The sequence below is a fragment of the Arthrobacter sp. 10N410 genome (assembly GCF_056394945.1).
Genome location: NZ_JBFTIP010000003.1, coordinates 323,096 through 337,956 on the forward strand (window position 1 = coordinate 323,096; position 14,861 = coordinate 337,956).

A 14,861-nucleotide genomic window follows, 5' to 3' on the forward strand; every position below is an offset into this window, starting at 1 on the left:
GAGCCATGACTACCCCCGAGCCACGCCATGCGGACTGGATGGGCCTGGCCCTTGCCGAGGCGCGCCGGGCGCTGGCCACCGAGGACGTGCCGATCGGCGCCGTCGTGATCGGACCGGACGGCTCGGTGCTCGGTGCCGGGCGCAACGAGCGGGAGGCACTCGGGGACCCGACGGCGCACGCCGAGATGGTGGCGATCCGGGAGGCCGCGGCCCGGCTGCGCGAGCGGCGGGCGCTGGAGGGCGCAGCCGACGAGGGCTGGCGGCTGGAAGACTGCACCCTGGTGGTGACGTTGGAGCCGTGCGCCATGTGCGCCGGCGCCGTGGTGCTGGCGCGGATTCCGCGGGTGGTCTTCGGCGCGTGGGACGAGAAAGCCGGGGCCGCCGGGTCCGTGTTCGACATTCTCCGCGAGCGCCGGTTGAACCATTGGGTGGAGGTGTACGCCGGGGTCCGGGAGCAGGAGTGCGGCGGGTTGCTGCGGGAATTCTTCGCCGGCCACCGCGGCGCCTGACGCTGCCTTTCGGGCGCCGGCCCCCATAGGGCGCCGGCCCCCATAGGGCGCCGGCCCCCTCAACGCCGCGGTGAGCTACCGCTCGGCGGTGGCCGCCGTGGACGCCCGCAGCGCGTCGATCCGCTTCTGCCGGGAGGCGGGCGAGTCCAGGCTGAAGGCGCGGAAATCGCCCAGGTCCTCCTTGATCCAGGCCTCCACCTCGGCGATCCGCCGGGTCACGGCCCGCGTCGGCGTGCCGAACACCCAAGCGGCGATCTTCTCCCGGCCCGGGTCGTACTGCCACAAACCGATGATCCTGCCGCGGTCGAAGATGGGGTGGTCCGGCAGGTCGGCCTGCAGCGCGAGCGAGCCCAGCGCCTTTTTATCCTGGTCCTCCGCGGCCAGCAGCTCCCCCGCGTTCCGGCGCAGCAGCACCAGCGAATCAGTTCCGGCGAGCAGCTGGATCTGTTCCTCGGCCGGTTCTTCGAAGGCGGCGAGGCGTTCGACGTCGTCGGGCAGCATCCAGAGCGGGTCTCCGCCGGCGGCGGTGGGGACCTCGACGGCGTCGACGGCGGCGAGCGCCGCCTTGCTCTGCGCGACCGTGAAGCCGGTGAACCACTGCGACTGTTTGAAGGTGGCTCCTCCGGTCCAGCCAAGGTACCGCCGGATCAGCTCGGCGCGGACGTCATCGTCACTGAGCGTGCTCGGCGGCAGCCCCCAGGGCTCGTAGGCGTAGCGCTGCTGATCCAGCCGGCCATTGGCAGGGACCCGGCGGATCCGCCCGTCCGCTTGCAGGATGCCCAGCGCCGTGGGCAGCGTGGTGGTGACGCCCTTTTTCTTGCCCTCCTCGCCGAGGTTGCGGACCGAATCGCCGAGTTCATCCTTGAGCTGCCGCGGGTCCAGCGGCACCCCGGCCTCAGCAAGGGCGTGCAGCACTTGCTCCTCAAGCAGGGCAATTTCGCCGCGGTCCACGCCGAGCCGGCCGACGACCTTGAAGCCGGCCTCGGCGGCGTCCCGTCCCAGCCGCAGCGCCCAGGCGAAGTCGTCCGCGCCCAGCACATAGGTGCAGCCGCGCGCCGTCGGGAGTTCCAGGATCCGGTGCGCCAGGACGTCCCGGTCCACTTGAGAGCGCCGGATGCCGGCCCGGGCGAAGAGCGTGAGGTACGGGTTGGCCCCGCCCACGGACCGTGCCCAGCCGGCCCGGGCGAACACCTGTTCCGCAGTGCACCCCGCCAGCGAGCCGTCCAGGCCCTGCCGGTGCCACGACCAGGCGCGGAGCCGCTCGGGCGTGAGGCTTTCCGCGGGCGGCAGTTGCACGGTCATGGGCTCGGTAGTCATGGGGTCATTCTCCACCCGCTTGGCCCGGCGACGGTATCGATCCCGGGGTTCCGTTTTCCGCCGCTATTCCGTGAGGCGCGCGGCCAGGACGGCCAGCACGGCCCGCGCCGTGGCGTCCCAGCCGGGAAGGTGCTCCCGTGCGGCCCGGGCGGCGGCCCGCCATTCGGCGCGGAGGGCCGGTTCGGTGAGCCAGCGGCGCAGCAGGGCTGCCAGCGGTGCCGGATCTTCGCCGAGTGCGACGGCGGCGCCCGGCAGGGCCGGCGCTGCGGCTACGGGGGCGCCCCCTGCTCCAGCTCCGGCTGTGCCGGCCGCGAGCGCCTCCACGGCGCCGGTTCCCTCCCGGACGATCACCGGCACGCCGCGGGCCAGGGATTCGGTGACCACCAGCCCATAGGTCTCGGCCCGGGAAATGAGCAGGCTGAGGTCAGCGGCCTCCCATTCGGCGGCCAGGTCGGCTCCGCGCAGCTCGCCGGGTAGCCGGACGCGGTCCGTCAGGCCGAGGCGCTCCGATTCCTGCCGGAGCAGGGCGGCGTAGGCGGGATCCGCGGTGTCCGAACCGGCAAGGGATGCTGTCCAGGCCAGGTCCATGAGCTCCGAGAGGGCGCGCAGCAGCAGCAGCTGGTCCTTGTTGGGCAGCAGCGCGGCCAGTGCGAGGAGGTGGGGCGGCTCGGAACCGGCCGCGGACGGTGCCGGCTCGGTGCCGGGAAGCGCGACGCTGATTCGAGCCAAGCCGCCCAGGCCGTGCCGTTCCTGCAGGGCCGCCGCGGCGGAGGTGCTGGTGCAGATAACGCCGGCCGCGGCCTGCAGCGCGCGGTGTTCCAGTTCCGGATGCGTCCCCAGCGGCATGTGCAGCAGGATCCAGGCCGGCGCCCCGGCAGCCGCCGCGGCTTCGAGCTCGTCCGGCGCCCCGCAGGCCACCAGACCGTCCACGAGCGTGAGATGGCCGGCGTCGGACTCGGCAAGCAGGCGGCCGAACCGCTGCCGGTCCGCTGGGCTGCCGACCGGCCAGTCGCCGTCGACCTCGCAGGACAACGCCGCGACCCCGAGGTCTGCGAGGGCGCGGAGCAGCGCTGCGTTGTAGGCGTTGCCGCCGGAGTTGTGGCGCACGTTGCCGGGCACCAGGAGGCGGAGGCCGGGGGCATCCACGGGGCTGCTAGCCGGCGTCGAACTCGAGCGAGTAGCTGGCCCAGGCGTCGGGAGTTTCGCGCAGGGTGACCTCGATGCCGGCAAGGGCCTTCCCGTCCTGGCCGCCGCGGATCTGGCCGGCCACGGCGTCGGCGATGTACTGGGCCAGGGCTTCGGTGGTGCTGAGTTTGCCGGTGAAGTCCGGGTGCTCGTCGAGGTTCTTGTAGTTCAGGCCCGCCAGGACGGCGTCCAGCACGTCGCCGGCCTCGCCGATGTCCAGCACGATCGCGTCGTCGTTCAGCGTCCGACGGCGGAAAGTCACTTCCGTGACAAAAGTGGCCCCGTGCAGGCCCTGGGCGGGGCCGAAGGCAGGGCGCGGCAGGCTGTGGGCGATCATGAAATTGCGACGTACGGTCAGGCTGAACACGGATTACCTCGTGGTTTCTGTTGCGGGGGCGGGGTATTCGATGACGTGGCAGAGCGCGTCCAGGCTGCCGTCGGAGACGCGCTGGACGACGTCGGGCAGCTCGCTGAAGTCGGACGTGCCGGTGAGGAAGGTGTCGAAGACTGGGTCGGCCAGCAGCGAGACGGCGAGCTGGAGCCGGTCGGCGTTGGTGCGCCGGTGGCGGCGGGCGCGGGCCACCACGCCCACCTGGCTGGCGCGGATGGAGAGCCGCCGGGCGTGGAAGTCCTCCCCCAGCGGCAGGGTGACCAGGCGGTCCGCGTACCAGGACATCTCGATGATCTCGCCCTCGTCGCCCACCAGCTGCAGGGCGCGTTGCAGTCCGGCCTGCGAGGCGGAGCAGTGGATCACGATGTCGCAGTCCGGCAGTGCGTCGTCGGGGTGGCAGAAGTCGACGCCGAGGGTGTCGGCGAAGGCGCGCTTAGCGGGGTCGACGTCGATCAACTGCAGCCGGCCCAGCGGGAAAGACCCGAGGAGCTTGGCGACCATGCCGCCGACCAGTCCGGCGCCGATCACGGCCACGCGGTCGCCGAGGCGGGGACCGGCCTCCCAGAGGGCGTTGACCGCTGTTTCCACGGTGCCGGTGAGGACGGCGCGGCGGGCGGGAACGTCGTCCGGGACCTGGGTGAGCGAGTCGACCGGGACGATGTAGCGGTCCTGGTGCGGGTAGAGGCAGAAGACCGTCTTGCCCTGCCACTCGGCCGGGCCCTCCTCGACGACGCCGACGGAAAGGTAGCCGAACTTCACCGGCGACGGGAAGCTGCCTTCCTGATGCGGTGCGGCCATTTCCTCGGCGATGCATTCCGGCACGCGGGCGTTGTGCACCACCATCTCGGTGCCCTTGCTGATGCCGGAGTAGAGCGAGCGCACGAGCGCTTCGCCGGGTCCGGGTGCCGGCAATTGCTCGCGCCGGAGTTCGCCCTGCTCCGGGCCGACGGTCCAATATGCGGTTGCGGTGGTTGTTGCCTGGTTGACCTTGTTCGAGTTGCTCATCTTGCTTACGAATCTAGTGCCGGGGAGGGACAGGGGGAAGCTTCGGGGCCGCGGGCGGGGCGCGGGCGGGGCGCGGCGGGGCGTTTTGCGAGGCCGTCTGGGCGCCGTTTTGGGGTTGGGCGCCTTGCTCCGGTACCCTAGTCAGGTTGGTGACGTGTCCGAGCGGCCGAAGGTGCAACACTCGAAATGTTGTTTGGTGTAAAAGCCAACGTGGGTTCAAATCCCACCGTCACCGCCACGTAGCGAGGCCCCTGGTTCCCTTTGTTTACAAGGGAACCAGGGGCCTTTGCTTTGCCCGCGACTGACTCATTGGCAATGATTAGGCCAAAACTTGATTCCGCAGGCCCGGGCCGCACGCCGACTTTGCGCTTCAGCTCCGACTCAAAAGCCGATCTCCGGGCCGCCGTCCCTTCGGCGCTACCCGGGCCTCAGTTCCTGGGAAAGGACCCTTGACCCTATTGCGGCGTCGGTGACGGGGGGACACTCAAATCCGGGAATGCTCCGATCTCTGCCTCGTGCTCATCGCAGTTCATTCCCAGTTGCGGAAAAGGGGACTGCCCAAATGAAGGTTTGGCGACCGATCGTCGTAGCCCTATTGGTCATTGTCGGTTTCAGCGCTCCGGCGCCGAGCTGGGCCGCGGCACAACCGGATGTGATCCAGAAAGTCATCAACCCCATGCCGCCGGCACCATTTGCATCCCAGATGTCATCTGCCGAGCGTTCCGAGATCCTGCATCTGTACTATCACGGGCCAAGAGTGCGACTTACCTTCGACGACTGCGCCACCCAGGTTCGTCTCACCGGACTCCTGAACTGGCTGCGTCACTATAACGTCCAAGCCATATTCTTCTTCACCGGCCAATGCATGCTCGCCCACCCGACCTATCGCACGCAGATAACCAAGGCCGGTCAACTGCTGGGCAATCACAGCTTTGACCACCGCGACTACTCACGCATGACCGCCAACCAGATCTATACCGAGGTCCGCCGGCACGGCAGCGTCGTACCCACCACGTCACCCAAGCTCTGTCGGCCACCTTACGGTGCCGGCGCGTTCAGCCTCAGGGTTTACAACGCCCTGGCCCGTGCAGGATGCCGCCCCGCCTATTGGACCGTTGACACGCGCGATTGGGACGGCTCATCAGCCGGCACCATCATCCGCCGCGTGCAATTCGGCGACCGCACCACCCCGCGGGTTCGTGCGGGCGGCGTCATCCTGATGCACGGAACCGGACCCCATACGCTCCAGGCCCTGACCGGCGTTCGCAACGCCCTCATCTACTGGAGACTCGCCACGTTCCATATCCACTAGATGGCCGCCCGGCAGGCTCTCAATATTGCCTGCGACTTTCCGGCGAAGCTCGCGGCCGAGCAGCGCCAACACCAGGATCAGCCGCGGCGTACTTGCTCGGTGTGGCAGGTGCGTGCATCTGCCCACGGCTGAAGTAGACGTGAGGCTTGTTAAGTTTCCGGGCAGCAAGACGCCCCGGGCAGGATTGCTCGGGATCCGCCTCTACGTGCGCGACCTACCGCGGATGAAGTGGAAGATCAGGACCACGACGGCGATCACCAGAAGCAGGTGAATGAACCCGCCGCCAATGTTCCCGATCAAGCCCAGAAGCCAGAGAACAGCAATAATGATGGCTATCCAAAGCAACATGAGAATCTCCCTTGAATTGATTGCGGATGAAATGCTGATTCTGCGCTCATCTTCGTACCTCCCGCGGCCCAAGGCAAGGGATAACCTCACCCCCGCAGTAGGGCCTTTCCTCGCACCGCGAATCCGCCGCAAAGTTCGCCGTAGACGCCGGCCTAGACCATCCAGAAGCGATCATTTGGGGGTGCCGCTCATGACACGAATCGTGCGGTTCGACCACGTTGGCGTCACCGTTCCGGACCTCGACAAACGTGACTGGCGGAGGCACCGGCGTCGAGTTGTCCAGCCTCGTCCGGCCAGACCCGTCCCGGGGGCCGCCCCCTGCCATGGCAAACGACTGGAAGATCCTGCCACGTAGGCTTAGGAGTCACGAACACCTCCCGCCTCCCCCGCGCACATCCGCTGTGCCCCTGCTCCCGAATGAAGGAAGCCCTTGTGAAGAAGTTCCTCCCGCTTTCCGTGATGCTGGGCGCTGCCTGCCTGTCCGTCTCGGGATGTTCGACCGCCGCCCCTGCTCCGAGCCCGACCGCCCCGGCCGCGAGCGCCACCTCATCCGCCGCAGCCGCGGCTCCGTCCGCGGGCTGGGAACTGAACCCCAAGGGCGGAGCCGAACGGATCAAAGCGGCAGGCCTGGCGGTCCTCAACGAGGAGGGCGCAGCCGAGCACTTCCACGCCCATCTGGACGTTTTTGTTGACGGCAAGCCCGTTCCTGTCCCGGCGGACATCGGCTTCAGCTTCACCGCGGCCGGCCAACCCAACGGCATCTCGGCGCTGCACACACATGACGAGACCGGCATCATCCACGTTGAGGCGCCGGTCGCCGGGGCTACCTACACGCTTGGCCAGCTCTTGACCGAATGGGGTGTCCTGGACGGCACCGGCAAGCCCGGGACCGCGCATTCACCCATCTCGGATTGGTCCGTCGCTGTGAACGGCGCCAAGCAGGCGGGGCCGGCCCAAGCTGTCGTCCTGAAAGCCCACGATGAAGTCGTCCTGTTCCACGGGACGGCCCCGGAGCCGATGCCCACAACGTTTAAGTTCCCGACCGGCCTCTAACCCGGTCCCGCTGGCAGGCATCTGGCCGCTGCCAACCCGGGATCGGGCGCCAGCGAATCAGCCCCCGAGGACCGGGTGCAGATGCTCACTCTCAATGGCGACGCGGGCCTGGACGGCCGCCGCCTTGAGGGACTCAGCCACGGACGCGCCCTGCAGGCTCGCGCCCAGGAACCCGGCCATGAAGGCATCGCCGGCACCGTTGGTGTCCACCACATCCGCGGGAACAGCAGCGACCTCATGCCGCGTCCCGTCCGCTTCCAGCGCTACCGCACCCGCTGCCCCGCGGGTGCACACAGCCAGGCGGGGGCCCCGGGCGAGGCAGGAGCGCATCAGCTCCCAGGGATCGTCGGTCCGGTCGTCGTTCATGAAGACGGTATTGGCCGCCCGCAGGAACGGCTGATGGAACGCGGACGATCCGTCGAAGTCATGAAGGTCCACCCACAACGGTGTTTGCCGGACCTCGTCGCGTTCGAGCAACAACAAGCCAAGTTCGCTCAGGTCAATCACGGCAACATCCGCTGCAGCCACTACTGCCGCGGCAGCGTCAAGGTCGTCGTCCGCCGGCGGCGAGGGCACCGAAACGTAGAGCGATACCCGGCCGCCGCCGTCGGTCATGAGGTTGACGTGACGCTCGGTGCGGTCCGACGCAATCGCTTCGATGGTGACGCCGGCCGCGGCGAGGGCGTCGCGCACCCGGCCGCCGGCGTCGTCCGCGCCCAAGGGCGAACACAAGCGCACCTGGACGCCGAGATCCGCCAGGTGCAAGGCCTTGCCCGCCGAGGTGCCTCCCACCGTGTGCCAGGCGCGGCGGGCGAACTGCATGTGCGGAACAGGGTCCGGGAGGTGGTCGAGGAGGATGAGGTGGTTCCACGAGGCGGGGCCACAGACAGCGACCGGCGGAGAAGCGGGCATGTCCTCAGCCTATCCGGCCGGCCTCCACTGTCACCCAAGACCGGGACCGCGTGCGGGATCCCTGCCCAATGGCACTGCCGGCCCGGGTGCGGCGCTGTCAGGATGAGGAATCACAACACCGCCCGGCATCGGGCCTGGCATTCGGAAGGAAGGCATATGGCCGGAAACGAGAGCTACAGGATCGTGGTTGGCGTGGACGGTTCCGAGCAGTCCCGGGCGGCAATGGACTGGGCTGTCGAGGAAGCCAAGGCTCGCGGCGGTGAAGTGCTGGCCCTCACGGCCTGGCACTTCCCTTATGTCACCGACGCCCTCGGCCAGGCCTGGGACTACGAGGTGTTCCAGACCGACGCCCAGTCAATTCTCGATGAGGAACTTGCCCGGGTCCGGGGCCAGGGCGTTCAGATCAACGGACGCATTGTTCAGGGCAGCGCCGCCGCGGTGCTCGTGGACGCTTCGCGGGACGCCGACGTCGTTGCCGTTGGCTCACGCGGCCACGGCGGATTCACGGGGCTGTTGCTTGGTTCCGTGTCCACCCAGGCGGTCCACCATGCCCACTGCCCCGTTCTGGTCTTCCGCGAGTCCACAGCGGACCAGCCCGGCCCAGGGGCGGACAACTCGCACTAGGTCACGCCCGCCGCTGCTCCTAGCCCGCGGGGCTGACAACGTCCTCCAGCACCGACCGGTCGAAGAAGCGGATCTCGCCGGTTTCCGGAAAGAACACGGGAACCACAGAAGTACTCGGGTCCTTCGAGGTCTCGTAGATTTCGGGCGCGCCCCCGTGCCTGCGCGCAATGGTGCCGACCAGGTCCGTACCGCGGACCCTGACGGTCCGGTATTTGTAGCTCATGCAGCCTCCTTTGGCGATGTGGGTCACAGCCTACTCCCCGCAGTCCGGCCGGCACCCCGGCGGCGGGCGTGCGTCGTGGAAGACCGCACGGGCCCCGCTGGTGCACAATGCGTTCATGACCAATGACGCTCCCCGCCCGGTCTACTTCCTTTCGGACAGTACGGGCATCACCGCGGAAACGCTCGGCAACACCCTGCTGACGCAGTTCCCCGCCAACGAATATGACCGCATCACGGTCCCCTTCATCACCACCGTCGACCAGGCGCGCGCCGTCGTCAGGGTCATCGACAACCTCGCGGCCACGGGCCAGCAGCCGATCGTCTTCTCCACCGCCGTCGGCAGCGACATCCGGCAGACGCTGGGCACCTGCAAGGGGATCATCGTGGATCTGATCGGGACCCACGTCGGGCAGTTGGAGCAGGCCTTGGGGACGCAAGCCAGCGGGGAACCCGGCCGGGCCCACGGCCTGGGCAACGCAGCCCGCTACCAGTCCCGGATGGCCGCCGTCGAATACGCCATGGAGCACGACGACGGGCAGAGCCTGCGCGCGCTTGAGAAGGCGCAGGTCATCCTGGTGGCCCCGTCCCGCTGCGGTAAGACGCCCACCACCATGTACCTGGCGCTGCAGCACGGCATCTTCGCCGCGAACTTCCCGCTGGTGGACGAGGACTTTGAACGCGAGGGACTCCCCAAGCCGCTGCGGCCGTTCGTTTCCAAGTGTTTCGGCCTCACCACCAACCCCCTGCGCCTGAGCCAGGTCCGCACCGAACGCCGCCGCGGGTCGCCCTACGCGTCACTGCGGCAGTGCGGCTTCGAACTGCGCAGCGCCGAACGGCTGTACGTGTCCCACGGGATCCCGTACCTCAATTCGGCCAGCGTGTCCGTGGAGGAAATGGCAGCCACCATCCTCCAGAAGATGAACCTCAAGCACTGAGGCCACGCTTCACAACTGTTGCGTGGACCACATCGTGTGGAATCACCGGCGCCGACCTGTCACTGTGGACAGGACTTGCGCCCATCAAACGGCGGCCGCCCACGCAGGCGGCATTAAGGCATCATCTGCAAAGGAGCAGCAACCATGACGACGGACATCCTGTGGTTCTCAGAACTCGGACTCAAGGACCTGGACAGGGTAGGCGGCAAGAACGCCTCCCTCGGCGAGATGGTGCAGAACCTCACCTCTGCCGGCGTCCAGGTTCCTGACGGCTTCGCCACGACAGCGGACGCCTACCGCAGCTTCCTGGCCGACTCCGGACTGGACCAGAAGATTGCCGACCGGCTGGTGGGCCTGGATACCGACGACGTGACGGCCCTGGCCGCAGCGGGCCAGGAGATCCGCACCCTGATGCGCGAGACGCCCTTCCTGCCGCACTTCGAAGCGCAGATCCGCGACTCCTACCAGAAACTGGTGGACAAGCACGGCGGCTCCGAGGACCTCTCGTGGGCTGTCCGCTCCAGCGCGACGGCAGAGGACCTTCCTGACGCCTCCTTCGCCGGGCAGCAGGAAACCTTCCTGAACGTTCGCGGCATCGAGAACGTCCTGGCCGCCATCAAGGACGTTTTCGCCTCCCTCTACAACGACCGGGCCATCGCCTACCGCGTGCACCACAAGTTCGAGCACGCCGAGGTGGCACTCTCCGCAGGCGTCCAGCGCATGGTCCGCTCCGACGTCGGCGCATCCGGCGTCATGTTCACCATGGACACCGAATCCGGCTTCAAGGACGCCGTCTTCGTCACCTCCTCCTACGGCCTCGGCGAGGCCGTAGTCCAAGGCGCCGTCAACCCGGACGAGTTCTACGTCTACAAGCCCGCCCTGGCGGCAGACCGCCCGGCCATCCTCAAGCGCGGACTCGGCGAAAAAGCGCTCCAGATGACGTACACCAGCAACCGCGAAATCGGCCACACCATCGACTTCGTCCCGGTCGAGGCGTCCCTGCGGAACCGCTTCAGCCTGACCGACGACGACGTCGAGCAGCTCGCCCGGCACGCCGTCGCCATCGAAAACCATTACGGACGCCCGATGGACATCGAATGGGGCAAGGACGGGCTCGACGGCGGCCTGTACATCCTGCAGGCGCGCCCGGAAACCGTGCAGTCCCGCAGGGCCTCCGGCAGCCTGAGCCGCTTCCGCCTGAACGACTCCGGCCGGGTCCTGGTGGAGGGCCGCGCCATCGGCCAGCGGATCGGCGCCGGCAGCGTCCGGATCCTCACCGCGATCGACCAGATGGCCGCGTTCAAAACCGGCGACGTCCTGGTCGCGGACATGACCGACCCGGACTGGGAACCGATCATGAAGCGCGCCTCCGCGATCGTGACCAACCGTGGCGGACGCACCTGCCACGCGGCCATCATCGCCCGGGAGCTGGGGATTCCCGCCGTCGTCGGCACCGGGGACGCCACCGACGTCCTCTCCGACGGCCTCGACGTGACGGTCTCCTGCGCCGACGGCGAGACCGGCCTGATCTACGAAGGGATCCTGGACTTCAGCGTCGAGGAAACCGAAATCACCCAGCTGCCCGAGGCGCCGGTGAAGGTCATGATGAACGTCGGCACCCCCGAGCAGGCCTTTACGTTCGCCCAGCTCCCCAACCACGGCGTGGGCTTGGCCCGGCTGGAATTCATCATCAACCGGCAGATCGGCATCCACCCCAAGGCGCTGCTGAACATGGACGATCAGCCCGCGGACGTGCTCGCCGAGATCCGGGAACGCATTGCCGCCTATGACAGTCCGCGCGATTACTACATCAAGCGCCTGGCCGAAGGGGTGGCAACCATCGCCGCGGCCTTCGCGCCGGAGCCGGTGATTGTGCGGATGTCCGACTTCAAGTCCAACGAGTACGCCAACCTGCTCGGCGGGCCCGCTTACGAGCCGCACGAAGAGAACCCGATGATCGGCTTCCGTGGCGCTTCGCGGTACCTGGAACCATCCTTCCGGGACTGCTTCGACCTGGAGTGCGAGGCCCTGTCCTTCGTGCGGAACGAGATGGGCCTGACCAACGTCAAGCTGATGATCCCGTTCGTGCGCACCCTGGACGAAGCCGGCGGCGTCATCGACCTGCTCGCGGAAAACGGGCTGCGCCGCGGCGAAAACGGCCTCGAGGTCATCATGATGTGCGAGCTTCCGTCCAACGCGCTGCTCGCGGACGAGTTCCTGGACTTCTTCGACGGCTTCTCCATCGGCTCCAATGACATGACGCAGCTGACGCTGGGCCTGGACCGGGATTCCTCGATCGTCGCCGGCAGCTTCGACGAGCGCAACCCTGCCGTCAAGAAGCTCCTGAGCATGGCCATCAAGGCGTGCAAGGCGCGCGGAAAATACGTGGGCATCTGCGGGCAGGGCCCGAGCGACCACCCGGACTTCGCCGAATGGCTGGTCGAGGAAGGCATCGACTCCGTGTCGCTGAACCCCGACACCGTGGTGGAAACCTGGATCCGCCTCGCCGGGGCCGCAGAAGCGTCGGCAGCCGCCGTCGGCAACTGAGTCGCACGGCACCCGCCGGAAGTCATGACAACGACACCCCGGTCCCCGGACCGGGGTGTCCGCTTCGTAGCAGACAGTCCTTTTTCGTAGCCCTGTAGAAATCGCCGCTAGAATCAAGGGACAACCCGCTGCCGACAGGACGCCCGCGGGAGCAACCATGACCGCCGCCGGTGAAGGGAGTGTTCCATGCGCACCGCCGCCAGAGCACCCTTCCACGCGTTGCGCTCGGCCATCGTCGCCACGACGATCGTGACGCTCGCCGCCGCAGCGCACGTTGTCGCCGGAGGCCAGCTTCCCGCCCCCGCCATCCTGTTCGCTTTCCTGGCCCTCACCGGACTGGTTTCCACCACGGCCACCAGGCTGAAGCTCAACCTGCCCGCGATGACCGGCCTGCTCGGCGCGGGGCAGGTGGTGCTGCATGAGGCTTTCGCCGCGTTCAGCACGCCGGCCGGCTGGACAGGGTCAGGGCCAGCGTCCGGCACCGTAATCGGCGGAATTGCCGCGCCGGCGCACCACGCGGGCCTGGCCACGATTCCGGTCCCGGCGGACCACCTCCGGCTCCACGAGCTGGACTCCGCCTTGGCCCTGTCCATGCTCGCCGGCCACGCCCTGGCAACCGTTGCCTGCGCCCTGATCCTGGCCAAGGGCGAGGATGCGCTCTGGTCACTCGCCGCGTGGCTCCGCCCGCTCGTCCAGCTCCCCGCGGCGGTCTTGCCGCGTCCGGCCCTCACGCGCGTCCTGCCGCGCCGGTCCGTCGGCGCCGTCCCGCTGCCGTGGCGCAACCTCCGGCGCGATTGCCGCCGCGGGCCGCCCGCCGTGGTCGTCTTTTCCTCCTAACCTTCCTTCCGGCTGCGGCCGTTCCTGCCCGCCAAGTCTCCGTGCCCCGGGCACGGCGGGCAGCTGCCCCGCGCCTCCCCCGTTTCCGCGCGCCGCACTGAATGCCGCGCGCACGCCTGAAAGGCACCTGTTTTGACCACCACACAGCACCACACCGCCCTCCGCCGCACCCTCTCCGGCACCGCCGCCGCCGGAGCCACCGCCGCCCTGATGCTCGCGGGCATCAGCGGCGCCTCGGCCCACGTCGGCGTCTCCCCGGACAAGACCACGGCTAACTCCTATGCCCTGCTGACCTTCGCCATCCCGCACGGCTGCGCGGAATCCGCCACCACCAAGGTGGCCATCACCCTGCCGCCGGAGCTCGACGACGCCCAGCCCACCGTGAACCCCAACTGGACGGCGGCCAAGGTCACCGAAAAGCTGGCGGCGCCGAAGAAGCTGGCCGACGGCTCCTCGATCACCAAGCGCACCAGCCAGATCGTCTACACCGCCAAGGCGCCGCTGAGCCCGGAGCTCCGCGACGCGCTGGTGCTGTCGGTGAAGCTGCCGGATGCTGCCGGAAAGACCCTCTATTTCCCGACCCTGCAGAGCTGCGAAGTCGGCCGGGTGGACTGGTCGCAGGTCCCGGCAGCGGGCCAGGACGCCCACGCGCTGAAGTCCCCGGCGCCGTCGCTGACGGTGACGGCGCCGGCAGCCGCCACGGAGGCGGACGGGCATGACGCACACGGCGCCGAGCCGGCGGGGTCCTCCCCCGCGGCCCGCGCGTCCGCGACAAACGACGACGGCGGCCAGGCCAGAAGCTGGGCGGGCCTCGTCGCCGGCGTCGGTGGCCTGGTCCTGGGCGGCATCGCCCTGCTCCGCAGCCGCAAGCCAGCACCCGCGAAGTAACGCACCCCCGGTTGATGCCCGGAAATCACAATCCGGGCATCAATCCGGGCGCTTCGTCGTGGCGTCGTTGACTAAGGCAACCGTGGAACATCAAAGTTGTGCCATGAGGCCTCAGCAGATGAAGAACAAACTGGTAATTACTTCCGTGACGGCGGCCGCCGCGGTTGCGCTGCTGCTCAGCGGCTGCGGCCAAAGCCAGCCCCAAAGCCAGTCCCAGGGCGCCACGACCGCCACGTCGCCGTCGGCCTCCGCCAGCGAGACGGCTTCCGCCAGCCCTGCCACGACGGCGTCCGGCGGAACTGCTACGGCATCGCCCGCAACTGCCACCACATCCACCGCGACCGGTCCTGCCCTCTGCAAGGCCGCCAACCTCAAGGGGTCCCTCGACGCCCGGGGCGGGGGCGCGGCCGGAAGCGTCTATATGCAGCTGATCCTGAAGAACTCCGGCGCTGAGCCGTGCCTGTTGAAGGGCTTCGCCGGAGTATCGCTCACCGCCGGCGCCAGCGGCGCCCCCATCGGTGCCGCGGCGACACGCGACGACTCGGCGCCCGTTGCCGACGTGCTGCTCGCCCCGGGCAAGTCCGGAAAAGCCACCCTGCGCTACACGCAGGCCGGCAACTACCCCAGCTGCACCCACACCCCGGCTGCCGGCTTCCGGGTGTACCCGCCGGAAGACACGGCGTCGCTGTTCATCGCCGCACCCAAGGACGCCTGCCGCGAGTCGGCGATCAAGCTCCTGACCGTCTCGGCCTTCACCGCGATGTAGCGTCCGCCTC

The 14,861-nt window shown here is 68.6% G+C and carries 16 protein-coding genes and 1 tRNA gene; 10 read left to right on the forward strand and 7 right to left on the reverse strand.

Going from position 1 to position 14,861, the window contains the following annotated elements; translation table 11 throughout:
* Positions 1–5 precede the first annotated feature (5 nt).
* Positions 6–509 carry a nucleoside deaminase gene (locus AC1DB8_RS09190; RefSeq protein ID WP_476892829.1) on the forward strand — a complete coding sequence of 168 codons (504 nt, stop codon included), beginning with the start codon at positions 6–8 and terminating at the stop codon, positions 507–509.
* Positions 510–584: 75 nt separating this feature from the next.
* Here AC1DB8_RS09190 and AC1DB8_RS09195 read toward each other — a convergent pair whose 3' ends face one another.
* The 4 genes from AC1DB8_RS09195 to AC1DB8_RS09210 all read right to left on the reverse strand — a co-directional run bounded on the left by AC1DB8_RS09195 (position 585) and on the right by AC1DB8_RS09210 (position 4,407).
* Positions 585–1,826 carry a DNA glycosylase AlkZ-like family protein gene (locus AC1DB8_RS09195; RefSeq protein WP_476892830.1) on the reverse strand — a complete coding sequence of 414 codons (1,242 nt, stop codon included), beginning with the start codon at positions 1,824–1,826 and terminating at the stop codon, positions 585–587.
* A 63-nt stretch (positions 1,827–1,889) separates the two neighbouring features.
* A complete protein-coding gene (locus AC1DB8_RS09200) occupies positions 1,890–2,972 on the reverse strand; it encodes a glycosyltransferase (protein ID WP_476892831.1) in 1,083 nt (360 codons plus the stop codon).
* A gap of 7 nt (positions 2,973–2,979) precedes the next feature.
* On the reverse strand, positions 2,980–3,378 hold the full coding sequence (locus tag AC1DB8_RS09205; protein ID WP_441418990.1) for a 6-pyruvoyl trahydropterin synthase family protein: 399 nt from the start codon (positions 3,376–3,378) through the stop codon (positions 2,980–2,982).
* A 3-nt stretch (positions 3,379–3,381) separates the two neighbouring features.
* Positions 3,382–4,407, reverse strand: a complete 1,026-nt coding sequence (locus tag AC1DB8_RS09210; protein ID WP_476892832.1) for a zinc-dependent alcohol dehydrogenase — start codon at positions 4,405–4,407, stop codon at positions 3,382–3,384.
* Positions 4,408–4,555: 148 nt separating this feature from the next.
* Here AC1DB8_RS09210 and AC1DB8_RS09215 point away from each other — a divergent pair.
* Together AC1DB8_RS09215 and AC1DB8_RS09220 are read left to right on the forward strand one after the other, a co-directional pair.
* A tRNA-Ser gene (locus tag AC1DB8_RS09215) sits at positions 4,556–4,645 on the forward strand.
* 324 nt (positions 4,646–4,969) lie between these two features.
* Positions 4,970–5,719, forward strand: a complete 750-nt coding sequence (locus tag AC1DB8_RS09220; RefSeq protein WP_476892833.1) for a polysaccharide deacetylase family protein — start codon at positions 4,970–4,972, stop codon at positions 5,717–5,719.
* 201 nt (positions 5,720–5,920) lie between these two features.
* Here the strand turns inward: AC1DB8_RS09220 and AC1DB8_RS09225 are convergent, their stop codons facing one another.
* On the reverse strand, positions 5,921–6,067 hold the full coding sequence (locus tag AC1DB8_RS09225) for a lmo0937 family membrane protein (protein WP_441418987.1): 147 nt from the start codon (positions 6,065–6,067) through the stop codon (positions 5,921–5,923).
* Between the two features lie 432 nt (positions 6,068–6,499).
* Between AC1DB8_RS09225 and AC1DB8_RS09230 the strand changes: the two genes are divergently transcribed.
* Positions 6,500–7,120, forward strand: coding sequence for a hypothetical protein (locus AC1DB8_RS09230; RefSeq protein WP_476892834.1), 621 nt, complete (start codon positions 6,500–6,502; stop codon positions 7,118–7,120).
* 57 nt (positions 7,121–7,177) lie between these two features.
* On the opposite strand, the gene AC1DB8_RS09235 is transcribed toward AC1DB8_RS09230, so the two are convergent.
* The gene (locus tag AC1DB8_RS09235) at positions 7,178–8,032 is read right to left on the reverse strand and encodes a carbohydrate kinase family protein (protein WP_476892835.1); all 855 of its coding nucleotides are present in this window, start codon (positions 8,030–8,032) and stop codon (positions 7,178–7,180) included.
* A gap of 156 nt (positions 8,033–8,188) precedes the next feature.
* Between AC1DB8_RS09235 and AC1DB8_RS09240 the strand changes: the two genes are divergently transcribed.
* Complete coding sequence (locus AC1DB8_RS09240; RefSeq protein ID WP_476892836.1) at positions 8,189–8,656, forward strand: universal stress protein; 468 nt, start codon at positions 8,189–8,191, stop codon at positions 8,654–8,656.
* 19 nt (positions 8,657–8,675) lie between these two features.
* On the opposite strand, the gene AC1DB8_RS09245 is transcribed toward AC1DB8_RS09240, so the two are convergent.
* The gene (locus AC1DB8_RS09245; protein WP_069950597.1) at positions 8,676–8,879 is read right to left on the reverse strand and encodes a hypothetical protein; all 204 of its coding nucleotides are present in this window, start codon (positions 8,877–8,879) and stop codon (positions 8,676–8,678) included.
* A 115-nt stretch (positions 8,880–8,994) separates the two neighbouring features.
* On the opposite strand from AC1DB8_RS09245, the gene AC1DB8_RS09250 reads away from it, so the two are divergent.
* The 5 genes from AC1DB8_RS09250 (at position 8,995) to AC1DB8_RS09270 (ending at position 14,851) form a co-directional block, all read left to right on the forward strand.
* The gene (locus AC1DB8_RS09250; RefSeq protein ID WP_441418983.1) at positions 8,995–9,813 is read left to right on the forward strand and encodes a pyruvate, water dikinase regulatory protein; all 819 of its coding nucleotides are present in this window, start codon (positions 8,995–8,997) and stop codon (positions 9,811–9,813) included.
* Between the two features lie 144 nt (positions 9,814–9,957).
* On the forward strand, positions 9,958–12,360 hold the full coding sequence (gene ppsA, locus AC1DB8_RS09255) for a phosphoenolpyruvate synthase (protein WP_476892837.1): 2,403 nt from the start codon (positions 9,958–9,960) through the stop codon (positions 12,358–12,360).
* A 186-nt stretch (positions 12,361–12,546) separates the two neighbouring features.
* Positions 12,547–13,197: a hypothetical protein gene (locus AC1DB8_RS09260; protein WP_476892838.1), complete on the forward strand. Its 651-nt coding sequence runs from the start codon at positions 12,547–12,549 to the stop codon at positions 13,195–13,197.
* 210 nt (positions 13,198–13,407) lie between these two features.
* Positions 13,408–14,085, forward strand: coding sequence for a YcnI family copper-binding membrane protein (locus AC1DB8_RS09265; RefSeq protein ID WP_476893030.1), 678 nt, complete (start codon positions 13,408–13,410; stop codon positions 14,083–14,085).
* Positions 14,086–14,188: 103 nt separating this feature from the next.
* Positions 14,189–14,851 (forward strand): DUF4232 domain-containing protein, encoded by a 663-nt coding sequence (locus AC1DB8_RS09270; RefSeq protein WP_476892839.1) that lies wholly within the window; start codon positions 14,189–14,191, stop codon positions 14,849–14,851.
* Positions 14,852–14,861: the final 10 nt, after the last annotated feature.

What these genes read in the sequence shown, in the direction of transcription:
- AC1DB8_RS09190 (WP_476892829.1), top strand. Translation starts at nt 6, where the DNA reads ATGACTACCCCCGAGCCACGCCATGCGGACTGGATGGGCCTGGCCCTT.
- AC1DB8_RS09250 (WP_441418983.1), top strand. Translation starts at nt 8,995, where the DNA reads ATGACCAATGACGCTCCCCGCCCGGTCTACTTCCTTTCGGACAGTACG.
- AC1DB8_RS09245 (WP_069950597.1), bottom strand. Translation starts at nt 8,879, where the DNA reads ATGAGCTACAAATACCGGACCGTCAGGGTCCGCGGTACGGACCTGGTC.
- AC1DB8_RS09260 (WP_476892838.1), top strand. Translation starts at nt 12,547, where the DNA reads ATGCGCACCGCCGCCAGAGCACCCTTCCACGCGTTGCGCTCGGCCATC.
- AC1DB8_RS09220 (WP_476892833.1), top strand. Translation starts at nt 4,970, where the DNA reads ATGAAGGTTTGGCGACCGATCGTCGTAGCCCTATTGGTCATTGTCGGT.
- AC1DB8_RS09210 (WP_476892832.1), bottom strand. Translation starts at nt 4,407, where the DNA reads ATGAGCAACTCGAACAAGGTCAACCAGGCAACAACCACCGCAACCGCA.
- AC1DB8_RS09270 (WP_476892839.1), top strand. Translation starts at nt 14,189, where the DNA reads ATGAGGCCTCAGCAGATGAAGAACAAACTGGTAATTACTTCCGTGACG.
- ppsA (WP_476892837.1), top strand. Translation starts at nt 9,958, where the DNA reads ATGACGACGGACATCCTGTGGTTCTCAGAACTCGGACTCAAGGACCTG.
- AC1DB8_RS09225 (WP_441418987.1), bottom strand. Translation starts at nt 6,067, where the DNA reads ATGTTGCTTTGGATAGCCATCATTATTGCTGTTCTCTGGCTTCTGGGC.
- AC1DB8_RS09195 (WP_476892830.1), bottom strand. Translation starts at nt 1,826, where the DNA reads ATGACTACCGAGCCCATGACCGTGCAACTGCCGCCCGCGGAAAGCCTC.
- AC1DB8_RS09265 (WP_476893030.1), top strand. Translation starts at nt 13,408, where the DNA reads ATGCTCGCGGGCATCAGCGGCGCCTCGGCCCACGTCGGCGTCTCCCCG.
- AC1DB8_RS09240 (WP_476892836.1), top strand. Translation starts at nt 8,189, where the DNA reads ATGGCCGGAAACGAGAGCTACAGGATCGTGGTTGGCGTGGACGGTTCC.
- AC1DB8_RS09235 (WP_476892835.1), bottom strand. Translation starts at nt 8,032, where the DNA reads ATGCCCGCTTCTCCGCCGGTCGCTGTCTGTGGCCCCGCCTCGTGGAAC.